The sequence below is a fragment of the Dehalococcoides sp. THU4 genome, from assembly GCF_043231265.1.
GTDB lineage: Bacteria > Chloroflexota > Dehalococcoidia > Dehalococcoidales > Dehalococcoidaceae > Dehalococcoides > Dehalococcoides mccartyi.
On record NZ_CP171266.1, the window covers coordinates 967,582 to 985,931 of the forward strand.

The 18,350-nt window shown below is 49.7% G+C and carries 17 protein-coding genes; 1 reads left to right on the plus strand and 16 read right to left on the minus strand.

Annotated features, from left to right (window positions below; all coding sequences use genetic code 11):
- Nucleotides 1-3 precede the first annotated feature (3 nt).
- The 11 genes from dnaX to ligA all read right to left on the minus strand — a co-directional run bounded on the left by dnaX (nucleotide 4) and on the right by ligA (nucleotide 11,122).
- Nucleotides 4-1,692, minus strand: coding sequence for a DNA polymerase III subunit gamma/tau (gene dnaX, locus ACE6F3_RS05165; protein ID WP_077975172.1), 1,689 nt, complete (start codon nucleotides 1,690-1,692; stop codon nucleotides 4-6).
- A 237-nt stretch (nucleotides 1,693-1,929) separates the two neighbouring features.
- On the minus strand, nucleotides 1,930-2,352 hold the full coding sequence (locus ACE6F3_RS05170) for a hypothetical protein (RefSeq protein WP_041341589.1): 423 nt from the start codon (nucleotides 2,350-2,352) through the stop codon (nucleotides 1,930-1,932).
- A gap of 15 nt (nucleotides 2,353-2,367) precedes the next feature.
- Entirely contained in the window at nucleotides 2,368-2,652 is a 285-nt protein-coding gene (locus ACE6F3_RS05175) for a hypothetical protein (RefSeq protein WP_041223345.1), read from the minus strand.
- Nucleotides 2,652-3,026 (minus strand): DUF2089 domain-containing protein, encoded by a 375-nt coding sequence (locus tag ACE6F3_RS05180; RefSeq protein WP_041341593.1) that lies wholly within the window; start codon nucleotides 3,024-3,026, stop codon nucleotides 2,652-2,654. Before ACE6F3_RS05180 ends, ACE6F3_RS05175 begins: the two co-directional genes overlap by 1 nt.
- A gap of 204 nt (nucleotides 3,027-3,230) precedes the next feature.
- Nucleotides 3,231-4,409, minus strand: a complete 1,179-nt coding sequence (locus tag ACE6F3_RS05185; RefSeq protein ID WP_010936364.1) for a tubulin/FtsZ family protein — start codon at nucleotides 4,407-4,409, stop codon at nucleotides 3,231-3,233.
- Between the two features lie 93 nt (nucleotides 4,410-4,502).
- Nucleotides 4,503-5,507, minus strand: coding sequence for a type I glyceraldehyde-3-phosphate dehydrogenase (gene gap, locus ACE6F3_RS05190; protein WP_077975173.1), 1,005 nt, complete (start codon nucleotides 5,505-5,507; stop codon nucleotides 4,503-4,505).
- A 21-nt stretch (nucleotides 5,508-5,528) separates the two neighbouring features.
- Nucleotides 5,529-6,548: a 2-hydroxyacyl-CoA dehydratase gene (locus ACE6F3_RS05195; protein WP_077975174.1), complete on the minus strand. Its 1,020-nt coding sequence runs from the start codon at nucleotides 6,546-6,548 to the stop codon at nucleotides 5,529-5,531.
- Between the two features lie 139 nt (nucleotides 6,549-6,687).
- Complete coding sequence (gene eno / locus ACE6F3_RS05200; RefSeq protein WP_077975175.1) at nucleotides 6,688-7,974, minus strand: phosphopyruvate hydratase; 1,287 nt, start codon at nucleotides 7,972-7,974, stop codon at nucleotides 6,688-6,690.
- Between the two features lie 18 nt (nucleotides 7,975-7,992).
- Nucleotides 7,993-8,472, minus strand: coding sequence for a TIGR00725 family protein (locus tag ACE6F3_RS05205; protein WP_077975176.1), 480 nt, complete (start codon nucleotides 8,470-8,472; stop codon nucleotides 7,993-7,995).
- A gap of 47 nt (nucleotides 8,473-8,519) precedes the next feature.
- On the minus strand, nucleotides 8,520-9,089 hold the full coding sequence (gene pth, locus ACE6F3_RS05210) for an aminoacyl-tRNA hydrolase (protein WP_077975177.1): 570 nt from the start codon (nucleotides 9,087-9,089) through the stop codon (nucleotides 8,520-8,522).
- Complete coding sequence (ligA, locus tag ACE6F3_RS05215) at nucleotides 9,089-11,122, minus strand: NAD-dependent DNA ligase LigA (protein ID WP_077975652.1); 2,034 nt, start codon at nucleotides 11,120-11,122, stop codon at nucleotides 9,089-9,091. Before ligA ends, pth begins: the two co-directional genes overlap by 1 nt.
- A 144-nt stretch (nucleotides 11,123-11,266) precedes the next feature.
- Between ligA and ACE6F3_RS05220 the strand changes: the two genes are divergently transcribed.
- Nucleotides 11,267-12,595 (plus strand): DUF1015 domain-containing protein, encoded by a 1,329-nt coding sequence (locus ACE6F3_RS05220; protein ID WP_077975178.1) that lies wholly within the window; start codon nucleotides 11,267-11,269, stop codon nucleotides 12,593-12,595.
- A 72-nt stretch (nucleotides 12,596-12,667) separates the two neighbouring features.
- On the opposite strand, the gene pdxT is transcribed toward ACE6F3_RS05220, so the two are convergent.
- The 5 genes from pdxT to ACE6F3_RS05245 all read right to left on the minus strand — a co-directional run bounded on the left by pdxT (nucleotide 12,668) and on the right by ACE6F3_RS05245 (nucleotide 18,172).
- Nucleotides 12,668-13,255, minus strand: coding sequence for a pyridoxal 5'-phosphate synthase glutaminase subunit PdxT (gene pdxT / locus ACE6F3_RS05225; protein WP_077975179.1), 588 nt, complete (start codon nucleotides 13,253-13,255; stop codon nucleotides 12,668-12,670).
- Between the two features lie 72 nt (nucleotides 13,256-13,327).
- Nucleotides 13,328-14,908, minus strand: a complete 1,581-nt coding sequence (serA, locus tag ACE6F3_RS05230) for a phosphoglycerate dehydrogenase (RefSeq protein ID WP_077975180.1) — start codon at nucleotides 14,906-14,908, stop codon at nucleotides 13,328-13,330.
- Nucleotide 14,909: 1 nt separating this feature from the next.
- Complete coding sequence (locus tag ACE6F3_RS05235) at nucleotides 14,910-15,998, minus strand: alanine--glyoxylate aminotransferase family protein (RefSeq protein ID WP_010936375.1); 1,089 nt, start codon at nucleotides 15,996-15,998, stop codon at nucleotides 14,910-14,912.
- A gap of 59 nt (nucleotides 15,999-16,057) precedes the next feature.
- The gene (tyrS, locus tag ACE6F3_RS05240; RefSeq protein ID WP_010936376.1) at nucleotides 16,058-17,248 is read right to left on the minus strand and encodes a tyrosine--tRNA ligase; all 1,191 of its coding nucleotides are present in this window, start codon (nucleotides 17,246-17,248) and stop codon (nucleotides 16,058-16,060) included.
- 6 nt (nucleotides 17,249-17,254) lie between these two features.
- Complete coding sequence (locus ACE6F3_RS05245) at nucleotides 17,255-18,172, minus strand: bifunctional riboflavin kinase/FAD synthetase (protein ID WP_058292251.1); 918 nt, start codon at nucleotides 18,170-18,172, stop codon at nucleotides 17,255-17,257.
- Nucleotides 18,173-18,350: the final 178 nt, after the last annotated feature.

Below are 18,350 nucleotides of genomic sequence, written 5' to 3' on the forward strand. Positions count from 1 at the left end.
GCTTTACTTTTCCTCCACTGATATAATCTGGGCTCCCAGTTTTTGGGCTTCTTTGACCAAATGGTTGGTTTCGGCTTCGGATATGCATACCAAAGTGCATGTCCTGCCTACGAAATTTGAAATAATTTCGGCGGTAACCTTGCGGTTTTCCAGTTCTTCAATCTTGTCTTTGTGGTATTTGTATTTAAAAGACAGAGTGACCACATTTTTTTCTATAGAGACCGGGCGGACACCGGCGCTGCGGAGTATGGCTACTGCCGCTGAGCGTTTAAGGTTGTCCGGTGCCTGGTCAAGTATGTTTTTCCAGCTGACCTTTAGCTGTTCAATCACATCCCCGGCCCCTATAAGCACTTTTTCTTCTTCTTTGGGCGGGGCGGGGGCAGTGTATTTGGGTTTTTCTTCCACAGGTATAGCCGTTCTGGTAAGTTTGGGGGCAGATTCTTTAGCCCCGTTTCTGGAGGCAGCGGCCGGTTCTGAAGCATTCTTGGTTTTATCCTGGATTTCTGCTTTGGCTTCTTTCTGCGGCGGCTCATTAGATACCGCCGGTTTTTCAGTTTTAGGGGCTGGTAATTCGGCCTGGGGGGGTATAGTAGCCGGTGCAGTATCCGGATTAAGCGAAGCATCTACCAGCGCCAGCTCAAAACTCAGGCTGGAGGCCGTATCTGAACTGAAATCAAGCTGGCTAAAGGCCTTTATAGCTTTGGTAATGCCCTCCAGGTTGGTTATGGCTGACACTTTTTGCAGGGCTTTTTTCTCATCTGCGGTAAGTTCCAGGCTGCCTTCCGCCTCGCTGTTTAGGAGCATAATCTGGCGGAGGTAATCCAGCAGTTCACGGCGGAACTGCTTTAGATCAATCCCGTCCGCCACGACGGCATTAAGGGTTTGCAGCCCGTTTTTGATATCTTTTTTAAGTATATTTTCCGCCAGGGTTTTTATGCGTTCATCCCCGCTGATACCCAAAGCCGCCTGCACCTGGGGCAGGCTTATTTCGGTACCGTAAGTGGTGGCTATCTGCTGAAGCAGGTTTTCACCGTCACGGAAACTGCCCCCGGCTGAACGGGCTATCAGTTTTAAAGCCTCCGGTTCTATATTTATGCCCTCCGCCTGGCTTATTTTTTCCAGTTTGCGGCTCATATCCGAAAGGGATACCCGGTGGAAATCAAACCGCTGGCAGCGGGACATAATGGTGGGCAGTACCTTGTGGATTTCAGTGGTGGCCAGTATAAATATAACCCTGGGCGGGGGTTCTTCAAGTGTTTTCAAAAGGGCGTTTGAGGCACTGTTGGAAAGCATATGGACTTCATCTATTATATAAACCTTGTAGTTCGCCAGTGCCGGGGCGTACTGGACTTTTTCTTTAAGCTCACGGATATCGTCTACCCCGGTATTGGAGGCGGCATCTATTTCGATTACGTCCATAGAGCTGCCCTCGGTTATGGATAAACACATGGGGCAGGTATTGCAGGGTTCGCCCTTTCCCTGGTTGGTGGTGCAGTTTACCGCTTTAGCCAAAATGCGTCCGGTACTGGTTTTGCCCGTACCCCTGGGGCCGCAGAAAAGATAGGCCTGGGCAATACGCCCGCTTGAAAGGGCATTTTTCAGGGTGTGGGCAACGTGTTCCTGGCCGACAAGGTCAGCCAGAGTTTGGGGGCGCCATTTGCGGTAAAATACCTGACAGGTCATATCTGCCATATTATACCCTAAAAGTGTTATTCTCCAAAGCAATTTCGGGCAGATATTTAGCTACAAGGTATGAAAAATCCCCGCTGATTTGCCAGGTGGGGAAGATATCCGGGGTGTAACATACGGGCAGGGTGCAGACGGCGGCTGGTTTTCCGGTTGCACCCTGTGTTTTTTAGCCGTTTTTTATTTATCCGGGTAAGTTATTTCCGGCATTTGGCTGCCTGGTATACAGGCTGGTTTGCTCTTTTATTCAGTAAATACCTTTACCTTGCTGCCTTCACTGTCTACGTCTACCTCCATCTCGGTCATAGCCTCAATCAGGGGTTCAATATCCTCTTCACGCAGGTTCTTGAAATCAAAGTTGACCCCCTTTTCCTTCAGGTTATGGTCTATTTCGTTGGTAGCATCTGCCGGCAGTATGGATGCCAGCTTGATTCCGGCTCTCAGCAGAGCCATTGGAACGCGCACATTGACCTTGGCATTACTGTCTTCGTCAGTGCCGTTTATTATTACCCGCAGGTATTTGGGTACTCCTTTGGCAGTTATGGCGGCAGCCGGGGCGGGTTTTGGGTCTTCATTACCCAGCGCTTCAAGCAGTTTGTTGGCCTGGTCTACGGTTATTTTGCCTTCGGAAAGCATTTGCAGTATTTTTTTAGCATTTTCAGACATTTTTAATATTCCTCCTTATATAAACTGTACTTTTATACGGGTTTTATTGTCGCGGATATCTGCATTCATACCTCTGAGGGCACACCACAAGCGGTATGAATATGGGCCGATAAGCAAGAGGAAGCGGCCTCTGCCGCTTGACCAGGTCAGTAAGATAGCCAGCAGCATGAAAGGTGCAAATACAATCATTAGTGCCAGTACAATGGGATATATCAGGAAAAGCGGCAGTATCAGCGGAAAGCTTCCGCCGCCCTTGCCGAATGGTATGCCCGCCCAGAGAAGCATAGGTGGCCAGTACATTATCTTTGCAACCTCCTTAGAGCTTCGTCTACTGAGATTCCGCCTTTTTCCAGTTCTGCCAGTACATTATCATCTTCGTTGGTTGTGGGTGGGGTGGGAAAGTTTTCAACAAAGCTGAAATTTGCCCCTATCCGCTGCAGGCGGTTTTTCACGGTGGGGTAACTGATACCGAAAAACTTTTCCATGTCTTTTATAGAGCCGTGGCATTTTACAAAGGCCATTACAAACACCTGGTCTTCGGCGGAGAGTCTGGCCAAAGCAGGCAGCTCAAAGCTCCCCTCAATGGCAATGCCTGAAGATGCCAGTTTGACCCGCTCAACCGTTACGGTTGCTCCCTGGGTGAGCTTGGTCAGTTCCTGCCAGTCTTTTGCCATATTGTGTACCTCCGGGTAGTTATTTAACTTATATCAGTATTATATGGTGAAAAATTAAAAAAGTCAATATATAAATTAAGAAAATTAATATAGCAAGGTGGTATTAATTAATAATATTTATCGGCGGGCAGATGGGTAGCTGCGGGCAATAAAAAACGGCTTCGGAATTTCCGAAGCCGTCAAAGTGCCGTGGTGTTTTAGGGGTTATTCAAGCAGGGAAGGAATATCTCTGCTGAGTTCATCAATATCTCGCCGCCTGTCCGCCAGGTCAGCCTGACGCTGCTTGATTACCGGCATCATGCTGGTGGAGCGGTTGTAGTAGTAGCGTACCCTCTCAAGGTCAGATAACTCGGAGAAAATAACGGTTACAGTCATGGTGTCTTTTTCGCGGGGGTAGTCACCGTTGCGGATAATGGCGTTCGGTGCCATCTCACGCAGCCAGTCACCCTGTTCTTTTATGATATCCATATTTATTTCTTTGGCAGGGGCGGAAATAAGGAACAGCGCCCGTCCGGCATCACGGGGGTCAATCTTGAGCGAAAGCTCGCTTACGGCTTCATCCATAGCCCGGATACCTTTGTAGTTGGAAACGCTCTTCATCCGGAAATGGTCAGTTTTATCAAAGGGCAGGGTCAAGGTGCGGACGCGGGCCTTGCCGTGACCGATAACCGTCCAGCCGGAAATGGTCTGGATGATATCACCGGCATCCATAGTCTTGGCACCGATGTACTTGGAGTTCTTTTCTTCACCGGCACACAGCAAATCCCAGAAAGGCTCAACAATCAGAGAGTTTATCTTGGAAAGGTTGTAGCGGAGTGAAAAATCCTTGCGGACATAACGCTGGTTTTCCACCAGTATAACCGCATCTGCAACCGAACTGATTGATTTTAAGCAGACAGCGGTATTGTAGACGGTGCGCTCTTCGGTTTTCTCCTCATGCTCAAAGGGCAGGGCTATCAGGGCATAAACCGGTTTGTCCATGTAGCGCTCTTTGATATGCTGGGCGATAATGGAAACCGAACCCGAACCGGTACCGCCGGCCGCACCGGCAATAACCAGAAAACCGTCTGCATCATAAAAACGCTTGGTAGTGCGCAGGGCATCTATAACCTTGTCGGCATCTGCTCTGGCAATTTCAGCACCCAGTTCATTTATTTTACCTACCCCATGGCCGCCGGTTTTACGCCCGCCGATAAGTATGCGGTGCTGGTGGTCAGGTTTGATGGTGACCAGACCTGAAAGGTCAGCCTGGTCGGTATTTACGGCGAACACTCCCGGGCAGATACTCACGTTACGCTGGGAGCGGGCTCTTTTATCCATACGGGCAAACTCATCCGCTATGCGGCTGCCGCATTGCCCAAGACCGATTACAATTAATTTCATTTTGTCCTCCGTTAATCGGGCTAAATTCTAAACTAATAGCTTTAGCATGTCAACAACTTACGTTTAAATCTGCCCCAGTTATTAGTTTAAAATTTATTTGGAGATGTAAGCTATCAAATCTCCCAGGCGGGTGGAGTAACCCCACTCATTGTCATACCATGAAAGTACTTTTACCATATTGCCGTCCAGAACCATAGTACTGGGGGCATCTATGATGGAACTGGCAGGGTTGCCCTTGAAATCACTGCTGACCAGCTCCTCTTCGCAGTATTCCAGTATTCCGGCCAGCTTGCCCTGGGCGGCTTCCTTGAAAGCGGCGTTTACTTCCTCTACGGTTACATTTCTGGCCAGTTCACCAACAAAATCCACCAGTGAAACGCTGGCAGAGGGTATGCGGAATGAAATGCCGTCCAGTTTGCCTTTAAGTTCGGGCAGCACCAAAGCTACCGCTTTGGCAGCACCGGTAGTGGTGGGGATAACATTGACCGCGGCGGCTCTGGCCCGGCGGATGTCCTTGTGGAACATATCCTGTATCTTCTGGTCATTGGTATAGGCATGGCAGGTAGTCATGAAACCTTTTTTAACCCCGAATTTATCATGGAGTACCTTTATAAGGGGGGCGACACAGTTGGTGGTGCAGGAGGCATTGGAGATAACACGGTGAGTATTGCAGTTATATTTTTCTTCGTTTACACCCATAACCACGGTGATATCTTCACCCTTGGCCGGGGCTGAAATTACCACAGTCTTAACACTGCCGCGAAGGTGGGCGGAGGCTTTGGCGGCATCGGTAAACAAACCGGTAGATTCAATCACCAAATCTACTCCGGCGGTCTCCCAGGGGATCTGCATGGGGTCACGTTCGCTGAAAACCTTGATGGGTTTGCCGTCTACTATTATAGAGCAGTCATCAGATTCAACTGTACCGGGATATTTGCCGTAGGTTGAGTCCCATTTTAAAAGGTGGGCGTTGGATTTATTGTCGGCCAGGTCATTTACCGCTACTACTTCAAGTTCGCCGCGGTGGTACTGGTTAATAGTCCTTAGGGTAATACGCCCGATTCGCCCGAATCCGTTAATGCCGATTCTGGTTACCATAATAATCCCCCTTCAAGTAAATTATAGGTTTATCTGTTTTTTGGCCTTAAGCATATCCAAAAAGGCCTCAAGCCGAGTTTTCTGATGCTGGTTTAAATGAAAATCTGCGTTGCCTTCCAGGGTGAGCATGGGAAGCGGCAGCTTTTGCCTCAATATAATATCACCGATAGCCCGATGACAGAAAGCCTGAACATAATGGATTATGCCGTCTATACGGCGCTCGGTGAGCTGGGTCTGGATATCCCTTAAGCGGTATTCCATGGGGTAGGGGTAAGTATAAGCGGTGTAAGACCGGGAGATATCAGCACCGCCTTCGGGCAGGCTGAACTGCCGCTGGATTTCATTAAACACCACTCTGGCTCCGTTTTGCTCAAGGTAAGGGTAAAGCTCCTGCCCGAATACCGATGGCACACCCAGATAAGCCAGCCGTAGTTCGGTCGGGGGATAAGGAGTGCGGTTCTCCGCTGTGTTCAGGAGTTTCTGAAGGTCGGCTTGGTACTTTACATAATCACTATTAAAATCTGAACTGGATACCAGCCAGTAGTGGTCTTCAAAACCGGATACTTTGTTTCCGGCATAACACAGGTAGTCTAGCCTGTGTGCCAGTTCTCTGGCGGGACTAAGTGTTTTCCGCCATTCTTCCGCCGCCTCAAGAGTAGTGCCCAGCCTGAGGGCCAGTTTTGACAGAGATGCTTTTACCTCCGCGGGGTTGGGTTCGGTGGGGAAGTCAAAAGGAATGGTGCGGATACCTTTTAGGTTTAAAACTTCCCTTAGCATCTGGGTGTTTGAGCAGTCACCGCTGGTTACACAGATAACCTCGCTGATGCCTTTATCCAGGCAGACACCGTAAATGCCTTTTATCCAGGCGCAGCAGTTTAAGGGAAAGCCGTCTTTTTCAGCCAAGCGGATAAGCCTGTCAGGATTTGTATCTGAAACGAAAATATTATTCAGGTCCAGCGGGCTGTAACCGGCTGAAAGCAGTATTTCTATGGGTACGGTGGTGGTAATGCCGATGTATTTGGGGTGCCCGTTATTTTTCAAAACAGCTCACATTTTATGAAAAATTTTTTATCCCATATGGCATCTGGCATATCTTTAAAGCTTTACCCTGCGGATGCAGTGTGGGAGGGTTTTCACCGGCTGCCGGCTGCATCCAGAGGGTTTCTATATCCTTTTATAATTATTTTAAGTTGAAAAAGGCCTCTTTGCCGGGGTATTTGGCCTTTCCGCCCAGTTCCTCTTCAATACGGAGCAGGCGGTTATATTTGGCAGTGCGTTCTGCGCGGCAGGGAGCGCCGGTTTTTATCTGGCCGGCCTTCATGGCCACAGCCAAATCTGCAATAGTAGTATCTTCGGTTTCTCCGCTGCGGTGGCTGACCACTGCTGTCCAGGCGGAATTATTTGCCATTTTGATAGCGGCAATAGTCTCAGACAAGGTGCCTATCTGGTTAAGTTTAATAAGTATGGAGTTGGAGGCGTTTTCTTTTATACCCCTTTCCAGCCGCTTTATATTGGTGACATAAAAGTCATCACCCACCAGCTGAACCTTGCTGCCGATTTTTTTAGTAAGCATTTTCCAGCCGTCCCAGTCATCTTCAAAAAGGCCGTCTTCAATACTGATTATGGGGTATTTTTCCACCCAGCCGCACCAGTAATCCACCATTTCGGCACTGCTGAGGGTTTTATTTTCAGTTGCCAGGGTGTATTTGCCGTCCTGATAAAGTTCACTTGAAGCCGGGTCAAGGGCTATGAATATATCTTCACCGGGGCGGTAGCCGGCTTTTTCAATGGCTTTCAGTATTACTTCCACCGCATCTTTATTGGTGGGTAGGGAAGGGGCAAAACCGCCTTCATCACCTACAGTAGTATTCTGGTTCATACCTTTCAACACTTTTTTCAGGCTGTGGTAAACCTCGGTACCCATCCGGAGTGCCTCGGCAAAGCTTTTGGCACCTGTGGGCATCACCATAAACTCCTGAAAGTCAGTGGAGTTTGAGGCGTGTTTGCCGCCGTTTAATATATTGAACATGGGTACGGGCAGGATATATTCGTCACAGTTGTTCAGGTAACGGTAAAGAGGCATATGGCAGGATGCAGCTGCGGCATGGGCAACTGCCAGTGAAGTGGCCAGCATGGCGTTAGCCCCCAGCTTGGCTTTATTGGGAGTGCCGTCCAGTTCTATCAAAAGATTATCCAGCCCCTGCTGGTCTGATGCTTTGAAACCGGATATGGCCTTAGCAATGGCGGTATTTACATTAGTAACTGCCTTTTGTACGCCAAGCCCGTTATAGCGGGATTTGTCTCCGTCACGCAGTTCCACGGCTTCATGGCTGCCGGTGGAAGCACCCGAAGGTACAGCCGCCCGGCCGAAAGAGCCGTCAGATAAAACTACATCCGCTTCAACGGTGGGGTTGCCACGGGAATCCAGTATCTCTCTGGCCTTGATAGACTTGACTACTGCAGACACAATTACCTCACACTCGTATTAGTTTATTAAATCCAGAGCCATTGTAACTGCTTCAAGGGCATTTCCGGCTTTGATTACAGCGCCGTCAGCCTTGCCGTTCTGGCTCATTGACCAGCTGTTTAAAGTAATTACCGGCAGTCCGCTTTGCAGGGCATAGGCTATTTCAGACAGTGTTCCGTAAGCACCGCCCACCGCAATAACCGCCTGGGCAGATTTGACCACCATGACATTCCGGGCAAAACCTATACTGCTTATTATGGGTATTTGGACATACGGGTTTGCCTCTTCACGGCTGTTTCCCGGCAGTATACCTATGGTTAGCCCTCCATTTAAAGATGCACCCCGGCAGGCGGCTTCCATTACCCCGCCCATGCCCCCGCAGACAAGTGTAACCTGCCTAAGCGCAAGTTCTTTGCCCACTTCCTCTGCCAAACGGGTTTCCTCAGGAGTGGCTTTGGAGGCACCTATAACCGCAATGAAAATACGTTTATTATCCATGAAAAGCAAGGGAATTATAACACCCCCGTGCTATTTGGGGCAAAGATTTAAGAGTTGAAACGGTTGGAGGCGGTATCCAGCCCACAGGTCAGCAGGCAGGTGAGTGCTTCGGAAGCACGGGTAATAGCCTTGTCCATAATCTCCTGTTCTTCCCCGCCGAAATTGCCCAGTACATGGTCTACCACCTCAGTTCCGTTATTCCGGCTATCCGGCTTGCCGATACCTATCTTCAGGCGGATAAATTCCTTGGTGCCGATGTCTGTAATAATAGACGAAATGCCGTTATGCCCGCCGGCACTTCCCCCCAGCCGCAGTCGGATTTTGCCCGCAGGCAAATCCAAATCATCCTGCACTACAATAATATCAGCGGCTTTAAGGTTGTAGCGGCGAAGCAGCTGGCTGGCGGCTTTGCCGGAGAGGTTCATATAGGTCTGGGGTTTGGCCAGCACTATTTCCTCGTCATTTATGCGTCCTGAACCGGTGCGGGAAAGGCAGCATTTTTTGTCAAAGCTGATATGGTTGTCTTTGGCAAAACGGCTCAGGCACTGGAAACCCACGTTATGGCGGTTACCCGAATATTCTTTGCCGGGGTTTCCCAGCCCGATAATAAGTTTCATCAAGATTGCTCCAGCATATTTATAAATTCCTGTTCGGACAGCTCTTTTACCCCCATACTGCGGGCTTTGGCCAGCTTGGAGCCGGCATCAGCACCTACCACCAGATAGCGGGTTGCTTTGGTAACATTGTCCTTGGCCGTGCCGCCAAGTGAGCGGATTTTTTGCTGTGCTTCTTCGCGGCTTAAACCTTCCAGTTTGCCGGTGACTACAAACTCCACTCCGGAAAGCGGCAGAGGTTTATGTGAGGGTTTTTGGTCTGAAGCAAGCTTTACTCCGGCTGTTTCCAAACGGTGGATGACCGCTATGTTTTTTTCTTCGCTGAAATAGGCTTTTATGCTGCTGGCTATCTTGGCACCTATATCCGGTATGGTTTGCAGTTCATCAAGACCTGCCCCAGCCAGTGCCCATATATCCCCGTAGCGGCTGGATAGCAAAGCGGCTGTCTCATTTCCCACGTGGCGGATACCCAGCCCGAATATTACCCTGTCCAGCGGGCGGCTTTTGCTGTCTGCGATAGCTTTTATTATATTATCCGCACTTTTTTCACCCATGCGCGGCAGTTTCAGTAAATCAGCCGCAGTCAGGTAGTAAAGGTCAGATACGTTTTTGACCAATCCCTCTTGTGCCAGTATCACGCTCAGGCTTTCGCCGATGCCGCGGATATCCATAGCCCCTCTGGAAACAAAGTGTTCCAGCTGGCGTTCAAACTGGGCGGGGCAGGAAACGTTGGCACAGTAGTGCATAGCCTCACCTTCAGGGCGGTATATTTCCCCTCCGCACACCGGGCAGGCCGGGCGGTTAAGTTTGGGGTTAAACAGGGTTTCCTCCATGCTGAAGGGTTTTGATTCGGGGCTGCGTTTAGCCAGCACCGGGGCAACTACCTCAGGTATTACTTCCCCCGCCCGCTGGATTACTACCGTATCCCCTTCACGGATATCCTTGCGGAGGATATCATCTTCGTTATGCAAACTGGCCTGTTTTACCACTACCCCGCCTACATTTACCGGTTCAAGGATGGCATACGGGTTTAAAGTGCCGGTACGGCCTACCGATATGCCTATTTTGTTAAGGAGGGTAGTGACCTGTTCAGCCGGAAATTTATAGGCGATAGCCCAGCGGGGTTCACGTCCCGCATCCCCCAGTTTTTGCTGCAGGGATACGGAATCTACCTTGAAGACTACCCCATCTGCTTCGTAGGGCAGGGAATCCCGGTTTTCCGCCATCTCACGGTAGTATTCTTTGGCTTCTTCCAGGGTGTTTACCAGACGGTTACGCGGGTTTATCCTGAAACCCAGGCGGCTGAAGTACTCCAGTATCTGCCAGTGGCTGTCAGGCAGCAGGCTGTCTTCCGCATACCCCAGAGCATAAATAAATATATCCAGCGGTCTTTCGGCCGTTACTGACGGGTCAAGCTGGCGGAGTGAACCGGCGGCGGCATTGCGGGGGTTGGCAAAAAGGGATAGCCCTTTATCAGCCCTTTCACGGTTGAGTTTGGCGAAGCCTTCTTTTGGAAGATAAACTTCACCCCTTATTTCAAAAACAGGGGGGGTGTCCTCCTCGGTATTTAAGGGTATAGAATGGATAGTTCTCAGGTTTCGGGTAATATTTTCACCCTGAAAGCCGTCACCCCGGGTAGCGCCGGTGGTAAACTTGCCGTTTCGGTAGGTAAGTGCAACTGCCAGCCCGTCCATTTTGGGTTCGCAGTCTATCTGAAAAGCGGCATTCCCCAGCAGTTTCTTTACCCGCAGGTACCAGGCTTCCAGTTCCGTATCTGAAAAGGCATTTGCCAGAGAAAGCAGCGGATAAGGGTGATTGACAATGCCGAAGGCCTTTAGCGGCTCAGCCCCCACTCTTTGGGTGGGTGAGTCCGCCGTAACAAGCTCAGGGTGGGCTTCCTCCAGCTCTTTTAAGCGGCGGAGCAAGGCGTCATACTCGGAATCAGATATTTCAGGGTTATCCTGAACGTAATACAGCTGGTTATGGCGGTTTATCTCGCGCCTCAGGTTTTCTATTTCCGTTCGGGGGGAAAACATATCTTCCATACAGGTTATTAGTATATCACAGCCCCTGTTTAGAGCAAGTACAAAAGTACAACCGTTCACGTTTGAAAGGGGCTTGCGTCAGACGCCGTTCTAAGTTAAACTAAAACCAGATTTTGGAAAGAGGGAGCTAGAAAAATGGCTGAAGTTCGGGCTTTTCACGGATTACGTTACAACCCTATGTTTGTAGATGATATGGCAGATGTTATCTGTCCGCCTTATGACATTATCAGCCCTGAACAGGAAAAAGCCCTTAAAGAGCGCAGCCCTTACAACTATATACGGCTGGAATACAGCCAGCCCACCCCCCAGGACAATATTGTAGATAACCGCTATACCCGTGCCGCCGCCATCCTGGAAAAATGGATTGGCGAACGGGTAATGACTGCCGAAAAGAAAGCGGCTATATACATACATGACCATTACTTCAGCGTGTTCGGCAAACAGTATAAAAGGCGGGGCATTATTGCCAGAGTGCGGCTTGAGGAATGGGACAGGATGGTTATCCGCCCCCACGAAGGCACACTTTCCGAACCTAAAAGGGACAGGATTAACCTCATTTCAGCTGTCCGTGCCAATACCAGCCCGGTGTATGGGCTGTATCAGGATATAGAAAAAGACGTAAGCAGGCTGCTTGAGCTGCAAACCGAAAGCAAACCGGTTGTCAGCATGAATATTGAAGGCGAACGCCATGAGCTTTGGGTGGTAACTGATGAACCAGCCATATCCAAAATAACGGCTTTATTTGACAAGAAACCCATCTACATAGCTGACGGCCATCACCGTTATGAAAGCGCCCTGACTTACAGGCGGGAGCGTCTGGCCGGAAACCCCCAGCTCCCCTCTGATGACCCGGTTAATTTTGTAATGATGACCCTGGTAGACTTTGCTGACCCCGGTCTGGTAGTTTTGCCAGCGCACCGCCTGCTGGGCGGCATGGACGCAAGCACATTATCAAACCTTAAGACCAAACTGGCATCGTTCTTTGATGTTACTACCATACCTGCCAAACTGCCTGGTGCTTGGGATACTCTGGACAAAGCCCTTAAAGAAGAGGGTAAAATCCGCCTGGTTATGTACGGTTTGGGTGGCACAGAAAACTTCACGCTGCTTACCCTGCGTGAGGTTGAGACTGCCAGTAACCTTATGCCGTATTTCCATTCAGATATCTATAAGAAGCTGGATGTTAGCGTACTTGACCATATTATCCTTGAGGAGCTGATGGGGCTTAAAACGGTGGAAGACCCGCGCATAGCTTTTAATTTTGACCGTAATGATGTGGTTTCACGGGTGAAATCAGGTGAATTCCAGTTGGCCTTTATTCTGAACCCCATGAAGGCGGAGGTTATCAAGGCTATTTCAGATGTATCTGACCGCATGCCCCGCAAATCCACTTATTTCTTCCCCAAACTGCCTTCGGGTTTGGTCGTTTACCGTTTTGACTCTGAGGCAAGTACTAAAAAGTAAATCACATAGGTTTATAAAACAAAGAAGGGGAGGTGAAAGCCTCCCCTTTATGATTTTACCTAAATATTTTAATCAGGGTTTGTAATCTTTGGCCATCTGAACAAAGTACCGGTGAAAGCGGTTATCCGCCGAGAGTTCCGGGTGGAACGATGTTGCCAGCAAATTATTCTCCCTTACCGCCACCATAGTCCCGTCAGGCAGCTTGGCCAGTACTTCCACCCCTTGTCCGGTTTTTTCCACCAAAGGAGCGCGGATAAATACCGCCGGAAAATCCCCGCCTTCCAGAGCCTTGACCTTCAGCATTGCCTCAAAGCTGTCTACCTGCCTGCCGAAGGCATTCCGGCGGACAGTGATATCCATAAGTTCAAGCGTTTTTACCCCGGAAATATCTCCGCTTAGCTCTTTGGCAAGGCAAATCATACCGGCACAGGTACCCCAAACGGGCATTCCGTTACGTGCTAAATCTTTTACAGGCTTGGCCAGGCCGAATGTATAAAGGAGTTTGGTAATGGTGGTGCTTTCGCCGCCGGGGATGATAAGCCCTGAAAGTTCAGCCAGTTCTTCAGCCTTGCGTACTTCCACCGCTTCCGCTCCCAGCGTACGCAGCATATTTATATGTTCCCGGAATGCCCCTTGTAGGGCCAGTACCCCGATTTTCATTTATCCCTCAAATAAGCAAGGCTACCAGCAACTTAAGCGGTAGCCTTGCTTTATTACCCTAAACCTTAAAAACTAGATTTTTACAACTTGGACTGTTTGAACGTCCGGCAGGGACAGCAGCTGCTGGCGCTGTTTTTCCGGCAGGGGTTCATCCAGAGCCAGTATCATCAGGGCCTGCCCTCTGGCTTTCTGGCGGCTGAGGTGCATGTAGCTTATGTTGATATCTGCATCACCGGTAATCTTACCGGCCGCACCTATCAGTCCGGGGCGGTCTATATGGTCTGCAAACAGGAAATAACCGCCGGTAGGTACAATATCTATCCAGTAATCATTCAGCCTTACAATATGCACGTCACCCCGCACCAGACTGCCGGCAACCGTATTGGATTTGCCGTTATCGGTATCTATGGTGACGGTAATCAGGCTGGAAAAATTCTGGCAGGCGGATTCCTTTTGTTCGGTTACACCCAGCCCGCGCTGTGAGGCTACGATATCAGCATTGACCACGTTCACCCGTTCTTCGCTGATATGCTCAAGTATACCGCCCAGCACCAGAGCCTTCAGGGCGGTGGTGTCATAAGCGGCCAGTTCGCCGCAGTATTTGATGGTCACATTTTTCATGTGCCCGTCAGTCAGCTGGCTTACCAGACTGCCTACCGTGCGGGCAACCGGCATAAAGGGACCGACTACCGGCAGGCTTTCGGCCGAGATATAGGGTGCATTTACGGCATAGCGGGCAGGGCGGCCTTCAAATACATCTATTACCTGTTTGACTACGTCAGAGGTGGCCAGCTCCTGGGCTTCGGCAGTGGAAGCACCCAGGTGGGGGGTAACAATAATATTGTCACACTCAAAGAGGCAGCTTTCGGTGCAGGGTTCTTTGGAGAAAACGTCAATAGCGGCACCGCCGATACGCTTTTCTTTGATGGCTGCTGCCAGAGCTTCTTCGTCTATGATGCCGCCGCGGGAGGTATTGATAAGGCGGACAGTGGGTTTCATCATCTCCAGTTCCTTGGGGCCGATAAGTCCCTTGGTCTGACCGGTCATGGGAACATGCAGGGTGATAAAGTCAGCCTGTTTCAGCAGGTCTTCAAAGGGTACCAGTTCTACCTGCAGTTTTTTGGCACGTTCCATAGATATAAAGGGGTCATAACCTATAACCCGCATTTCCAAAGCTAAAGCCCGTTTGGCTATCTCAGAGCCGATATTGCCCAAACCTACAATGCCCAGCGTTTTGCCCTTAAGTTCAGAGCCTATAAATTCATTGCGTTTCCACTGGCCGGATTTCAGGCTGGCGTTGGCTCTGGGAATATGGCGGGCCATAGACAGCATAAGGGCCAGGGTATGTTCGGTAGCGGAGATAGTGTTGCCGGTGGGGGCATTTACCACGATAATACCGTTACCGGTGGCAGCTTTTAAGTCAATATTATCTACGCCCACTCCGGCCCGGCCGATAACCTGCAGTTTTTTACCGGCATTGATAATATCAGCGGTGACCTGGGTCTGGCTGCGTACCAGCAGGGCGTCATATTCACCGATAATGCTTACCAATTCCTCCGGTTTTAGGCCGGTCTTTACATCTACCTGTGCAATCTCCTTAAGGGGGGATAACCCGGTTGCGGAGAGTGCATCGCTTACCAGTACTTTTTTCATTTTAACTCCTGAAACCTGCCTTGGGCAGGGCTAATTTAAGATTGTCCAGGGTGACTTTAATGTCATTTTCGGTTACCCAACCCAGATGGCCTATACGGAAAATCTTGCCTTCCAGAGGGCCTTGTCCGCCGGCCAGCACGGTGTTGTATTCTTCGCGCATTACCTTTAAGAGCTTCTTGGGGTCAAGCCCCTCGGTAGCCAAAACAGCAGTAACGGTGTTGGATGCATATTTTTCTTCGGCAAGCAGGGTCAAACCCAGCTCTTTAACACCCTTGCGGGTAAAGTCAGCAATTTTCTGGTGGCGCTTGAAAATATTCTGCATACCTTCTTTTTCCATCATTGCTAAAGCTTTGTGTAAAGCTACAATAACTGAAACGCAGGGCGTCCAGGGGGTCTGCCCTTTCTCAATGCTGGCTTTGTGTTTAGCCAAGTCCCAGTAGAAGCGGGGCATCTTGGATTCGGCATTGGCTTTCCAGGCATCAGGGCTGACGGAAATAAAAGCCAGACCGGGGGGAACCATCCAGCCTTTTTGTGAGCCGGATACAACCACGTCACAACCCCATTCGTCAACCGGCAGGTCAATGGAACTGAGGCTGGAAATGGCATCTACCATCAGCAGCTTGCCGGCACCCTTTACTACGGATGCCAGAGATTTAAGGTCATTGGTAATGCCGGTGGAGGTTTCGTTGTGGGTAATCAGCACCGCTTTTATTTCGGGGTGTTCCGCCAGAGCCTTTTTGACCAGAGCGGGGTCAGCCGCTTTGCCGTGCTCAAAATTAAGGGCAATTATCTTAGCCCCGAAAATGGAGGCAATCTTGGCAAAGCGTTCGCCGAATACACCTATGGAAACGCTTAGTACGGTTTCACCGGGAGATAAAAAGTTGACAGCCGCGGCCTCAAGGCCGCCAGTACCTGAGCCAGTGAGCACCAAGACATCATTTTTAGTCTGGAAGAAATACTTCAGTTTTTCAGCTACCTCTTTCATGATAGCTGCCATTTCGGGTCCGCGGTGGTTTATCATCTGCTGGCCCATGGCGGTTAAGACTTCTTCAGGACAGGGGGTAGGTCCGGGGATTCTCAGGTTTTGCATACTGGCTCCTTTTCAAATATTACCTTTAGTATATAAAAAATATTGCTTTTAGCAAAATTCTAAACAGCTTTGGAGTAGCGTCTCTTGCCGGCTTTTATTATATCACCGCATTTTACGGTTGTACCGGGGTCTGATATTTTAGCGGAATTTATTTCCACTCCGCCCTGTTCCAGCAGGCGGCGGGCTTCGCTTTTGCTCTTGGCAAGGTCTGCCTTGATAATAAAATCTATCACGCAGATGCTCTCCCCGTTTTCCAGGCGGCATTCCGGCATATCTTCCGGTATTTCACCCCGCTGCACCACCCGGGTAAACTGGGCATCCGCCTCTTCGGCGGCAGCGGCGCTGTAAAGCTGGGTTATCAGCTCACGGGCCAGGCGTTTTTTAAGTACCATGGGGTTTACCAGGCCGTTTGCCATCTGGTTTTTAAAATCAGCTATTTCGGTTGCGGGTATGTCAGTCACCAGTTCAAAATACTGGAGTATCAGCTCATCCGGGATAGACATGCACTTGCCGAATATTTCGGTGGGCTCTTCGGCTACGCCGATATAGTTGCCCAGGCTTTTGCTCATTTTGTGGACGCCGTCAGTGCCTACCAGTATGGGTACCATTAGCACCTGCTGGGGTTTCTGCCCCAGCATTTCCTGCAGTTCACGCCCTACCAGCAAATTAAACTTCTGGTCTGTCCCCCCGAACTCCACGTCAGATTTCACCATGACAGAGTCATAGGCCTGAAGCATGGGGTAGAGCAGTTCGGTTACGCTGATGGGTTTGCCGGCGGCATATCTTTTGGCAAAATCGTCTCTGGCCAGCATTTGGGCTACGGTAAATTTGGAAGAAAGGCGGACTACGTCTTCCAGTTTAAAGTTAGCGTACCATTCGCTTTGCCAGCGGACTTCGGTTTTGTCTTTATCTACAATCTTGAAAAACTGCTCCAGATAGGTTTTGGCATTTGCCTTTACCTGCTCGGCCGAAAGCATGGGGCGGGTGACAGAAGCGCCGGAAGGGTCACCAATCTGGGCGGTCCAGTCTCCCACTATCAAAACTACCTGATGCCCCAGGTCTTGAAGCTGGCGGAGTTTCCTAAGGGCTACCATGTGTCCCAGATGGATATCCGGCGAACTGGGGTCAAAGCCTTCTTTCAGGCGGAGTTTTTTACCCGAAAGAAGCAGTTTTTTAAAGTCTTCTTCTACAATTACTTCGGCTACGCCCCGTTTCAAAATCTGGTCTATCCGGTTTTCCGCTTGGTTCATCTGGTATTACCTCAGTATATCTCTGGCTTTTGATATATCAGCTGAAATCTGGGTTTTCAGGGCTTCGGCATCTGCGAAGCAGATTTCAGGCCGTAAAAATTCTACAAATTCTACCTTAAGTACTTGACCCCTTATATCACCTGCAAAATCCAGCAGGTGGACTTCAAGGCGGTGTTCCTCCTGCCCGAAGGTGGGGCATGAGCCTATATTTGCTACCGCGTTATACTCTTTTTCGCCTAAAAATGCTTTGGCGGCATAAACACCGTCTGCCGGCAAGGCCAGATAACCGGGCAGGGTAAGGTTGGCGGTGGGGAAGCCCAGTTTCGTACCCCGGTTTGCCCCGTTTTGAACAGTTCCGCGGAGGTGATAGTTTCTTCCCAGCATCAGGCGGGCTTTGCTGACATTGCCGGAAAGCAGTGCCCGGCGGATAGCGGTAGAGCTGACTATCTGGTTTTCTATAACTACCGGCGATACTACCGAAACACTGAAGTCCATAATATGGCTAAGCCGCCTAAGGGCGGTGGCATCTCCGGCCCGGTTTCTGCCCAAAGCAAAATCCGAACCCACCACAATGCCTTTCATGTGCAGGTGGTCCAGCAGATAGCCTACAAAGTCGGTGGCGGAGACAGTGGAGATTTCAGGGGTGAAAGAGAGCATTATAATCTGATCAAGCCCCATTTGCGAAAGCGCCAGATTGCGTTCTTCCAAACTTAGTATCAGTTTAATATCATCCTGCCCAAGCACTTTGCTGGGATGGTCTTTAAAGGTGATAAGGCAGCTTTGCAGATTACGTTCTTTGGCCTGTTTTTTAAGCTCGTTTATAAGGTGCTGATGCCCCAGATGAACACCGTCAAAAACTCCTATGGTAATCAGGGTATTTTGGTCTGAGGAATGGCGGATAATTTCTTCTTCAAGGAGTGTCATAAAAGTTGCCAACCTCTTGCTAAATATTTCGTTTAAATATCTGACAAAGAAAAAGGGGCTTTCTGTAATATGAAACCCCTGCCGGAACATTACTTTTAAATCTGTTTTATACTAACACAAGGCTATAGGTACGTCAATTTCATTATATATAAGGAAAAGGGGGGCAGATAAAATATTT

Coding starts and splice junctions, on each gene's coding strand:
- dnaX (WP_077975172.1), bottom strand. CDS start 1,692: ATGGCAGATATGACCTGTCAGGTATTTTACCGCAAATGGCGCCCCCAA.
- ACE6F3_RS05170 (WP_041341589.1), bottom strand. CDS start 2,352: ATGTCTGAAAATGCTAAAAAAATACTGCAAATGCTTTCCGAAGGCAAA.
- ACE6F3_RS05175 (WP_041223345.1), bottom strand. CDS start 2,652: ATGTACTGGCCACCTATGCTTCTCTGGGCGGGCATACCATTCGGCAAG.
- ACE6F3_RS05180 (WP_041341593.1), bottom strand. CDS start 3,026: ATGGCAAAAGACTGGCAGGAACTGACCAAGCTCACCCAGGGAGCAACC.
- ACE6F3_RS05185 (WP_010936364.1), bottom strand. CDS start 4,409: ATGAAATTAATTGTAATCGGTCTTGGGCAATGCGGCAGCCGCATAGCG.
- gap (WP_077975173.1), bottom strand. CDS start 5,507: ATGGTAACCAGAATCGGCATTAACGGATTCGGGCGAATCGGGCGTATT.
- ACE6F3_RS05205 (WP_077975176.1), bottom strand. CDS start 8,472: ATGGATAATAAACGTATTTTCATTGCGGTTATAGGTGCCTCCAAAGCC.
- pth (WP_077975177.1), bottom strand. CDS start 9,089: ATGAAACTTATTATCGGGCTGGGAAACCCCGGCAAAGAATATTCGGGT.
- ligA (WP_077975652.1), bottom strand. CDS start 11,122: ATGTTTTCCCCCCGAACGGAAATAGAAAACCTGAGGCGCGAGATAAAC.
- ACE6F3_RS05220 (WP_077975178.1), top strand. CDS start 11,267: ATGGCTGAAGTTCGGGCTTTTCACGGATTACGTTACAACCCTATGTTT.
- pdxT (WP_077975179.1), bottom strand. CDS start 13,255: ATGAAAATCGGGGTACTGGCCCTACAAGGGGCATTCCGGGAACATATA.
- serA (WP_077975180.1), bottom strand. CDS start 14,908: ATGAAAAAAGTACTGGTAAGCGATGCACTCTCCGCAACCGGGTTATCC.
- ACE6F3_RS05235 (WP_010936375.1), bottom strand. CDS start 15,998: ATGCAAAACCTGAGAATCCCCGGACCTACCCCCTGTCCTGAAGAAGTC.
- tyrS (WP_010936376.1), bottom strand. CDS start 17,248: ATGAACCAAGCGGAAAACCGGATAGACCAGATTTTGAAACGGGGCGTA.
- ACE6F3_RS05245 (WP_058292251.1), bottom strand. CDS start 18,172: ATGACACTCCTTGAAGAAGAAATTATCCGCCATTCCTCAGACCAAAAT.